At 51.8% G+C, this 2,939-nt stretch carries 1 rRNA gene; it reads left to right on the forward strand.

Features of this window, described 5'->3' with window-relative positions:
- Positions 1 to 107: 107 nt before the first annotated feature.
- A 23S ribosomal RNA gene (locus tag AC1VNJ_RS26770) occupies positions 108 to 2,939 on the forward strand; the annotation flags it as partial.

Consider the following 2,939-nt stretch of genomic DNA (forward strand, 5'->3'; position numbering starts at 1 on the left):
TTGTTCTTTGAAAACTAGATAACAGTAATTGCTGAGGAAAAGTGAAACTTTTCTTTAATCAAACCAATAAATAACACAACTTTATGTTGTACCATTTATTCGCTAATGGTTAAGTTAGAAAGGGCGCACGGTGAATGCCTTGGCACTAGGAGCCGATGAAGGACGGGACTAACACCGATATGCTTCGGGGAGCTGTAAGTGAGCTTTGATCCGGAGATTTCCGAATGGGGAAACCCACTGTTCGTAATGGAACAGTATCTTTATCTGAATACATAGGATATTGAAGGCAGACCCGGGGAACTGAAACATCTAAGTACCCGGAGGAAGAGAAAGCAAATGCGATTTCCTGAGTAGCGGCGAGCGAAACGGAATTAGCCCAAACCAAGAGGCTTGCCTCTTGGGGTTGTAGGACACTCTATACGGAGTTACAAAGGAACGAAGTAAATGAAGCGACCTGGAAAGGTCCGTCGAAGAAGGTAACAACCCTGTAGTTGAAACTTCGTTCCCTCTTGAGTGGATCCTGAGTACGGCGGAACACGTGAAATTCCGTCGGAAGCTGGGAGGACCATCTCCCAAGGCTAAATACTACCTAGTGACCGATAGTGAACCAGTACCGTGAGGGAAAGGTGAAAAGCACCCCGGAAGGGGAGTGAAAGAGATCCTGAAACCGTGTGCCTACAAGTAGTCAGAGCCCGTTAATGGGTGATGGCGTGCCTTTTGTAGAATGAACCGGCGAGTTACGATCCCATGCAAGGTTAAGCTGATAAGGCGGAGCCGTAGCGAAAGCGAGTCTGAATAGGGCGTTTAGTATGTGGTTGTAGACCCGAAACCAGGTGATCTACCCATGTCCAGGGTGAAGTTCAGGTAACACTGAATGGAGGCCCGAACCCACGCACGTTGAAAAGTGCGGGGATGAGGTGTGGGTAGCGGAGAAATTCCAATCGAACCTGGAGATAGCTGGTTCTCTCCGAAATAGCTTTAGGGCTAGCCTCATGTTGTGAGAGTCTTGGAGGTAGAGCACTGATTGGACTAGGGGCCCCCAACGGGTTACCGAATTCAGTCAAACTCCGAATGCCAAAGACTTATCCATGGGAGTCAGACTGCGAGTGATAAGATCCGTAGTCAAAAGGGAAACAGCCCAGACCACCAGCTAAGGTCCCCAAGTATACGTTAAGTGGAAAAGGATGTGGAGTTGCTTAGACAACCAGGATGTTGGCTTAGAAGCAGCCACCATTTAAAGAGTGCGTAATAGCTCACTGGTCGAGTGACTCTGCGCCGAAAATGTACCGGGGCTAAACGTATCACCGAAGCTGTGGATTGACATCTTTGATGTCAGTGGTAGGAGAGCGTTCTAAGTGCTGTGAAGTCAGACCGTAAGGACTGGTGGAGCGCTTAGAAGTGAGAATGCCGGTATGAGTAGCGAAAGACAAGTGAGAATCTTGTCCACCGAATGCCTAAGGTTTCCTGAGGAAGGCTCGTCCGCTCAGGGTTAGTCGGGACCTAAGCCGAGGCTGAAAAGCGTAGGCGATGGCCAACAGGTTGATATTCCTGTACCACCTCCCCGCCGTTTGAGTAATGGGGGGACGCAGTAGGATAGGGTAAGCGCGCTGCTGGATATGCGCGTTCAAGCAGTTAGGCTGATGAGTAGGCAAATCCGCTCATCATAAAGGCTGAGCTGTGATGACGAGGGAATTATAGTACCGAAGTTCCTGATTCCACACTGCCAAGAAAAGCCTCTAGCGAGGCGGGAGGTGCCCGTACCGCAAACCGACACAGGTAGGCGAGGAGAGAATCCTAAGGTGATCGAGAGAACTCTCGTTAAGGAACTCGGCAAAATGACCCCGTAACTTCGGGAGAAGGGGTGCTCTGGTAGGGTGTATAGCCCGAGAGAGCCGCAGTGAATAGGCCCAGGCGACTGTTTAGCAAAAACACAGGTCTCTGCGAAGCCGCAAGGCGAAGTATAGGGGCTGACGCCTGCCCGGTGCTGGAAGGTTAAGAGGAGGGGTTATCCTTTGGGAGAAGCTCTGAATCGAAGCCCCAGTAAACGGCGGCCGTAACTATAACGGTCCTAAGGTAGCGAAATTCCTTGTCGGGTAAGTTCCGACCCGCACGAAAGGCGTAACGATCTGGGCACTGTCTCAACGAGAGACTCGGTGAAATTATAGTACCTGTGAAGATGCAGGTTACCCGCGACAGGACGGAAAGACCCCGTGGAGCTTTACTGTAGCCTGATATTGAATTTTGGTACAGCTTGTACAGGATAGGTAGGAGCCTGAGAAGCCGGAGCGCTAGCTTCGGTGGAGGCGTCGGTGGGATACTACCCTGGCTGTATTGAAATTCTAACCCGCGGCCCTGATCGGGCCGGGAGACAGTGTCAGGTGGGCAGTTTGACTGGGGCGGTCGCCTCCTAAAATGTAACGGAGGCGCCCAAAGGTTCCCTCAGAATGGTTGGAAATCATTCGTAGAGTGTAAAGGCACAAGGGAGCTTGACTGCGAGACCTACAAGTCGAGCAGGGACGAAAGTCGGGCTTAGTGATCCGGTGGTTCCGCATGGAAGGGCCATCGCTCAACGGATAAAAGCTACCCCGGGGATAACAGGCTTATCTCCCCCAAGAGTCCACATCGACGGGGAGGTTTGGCACCTCGATGTCGGCTCATCGCATCCTGGGGCTGTAGTCGGTCCCAAGGGTTGGGCTGTTCGCCCATTAAAGCGGTACGCGAGCTGGGTTCAGAACGTCGTGAGACAGTTCGGTCCCTATCCGTCGTGGGCGTAGGAAATTTGAGAGGAGCTGTCCTTAGTACGAGAGGACCGGGATGGACACACCGCTGGTGTACCAGTTGTCTTGCCAAAGGCATCGCTGGGTAGCTATGTGTGGACGGGATAAGTGCTGAAAGCATCTAAGCATGAAGCCCCCCTCAAGATGAGATTTCCCATAGCG

The organism is Priestia sp. 3CA3 (genome assembly GCF_056836725.1).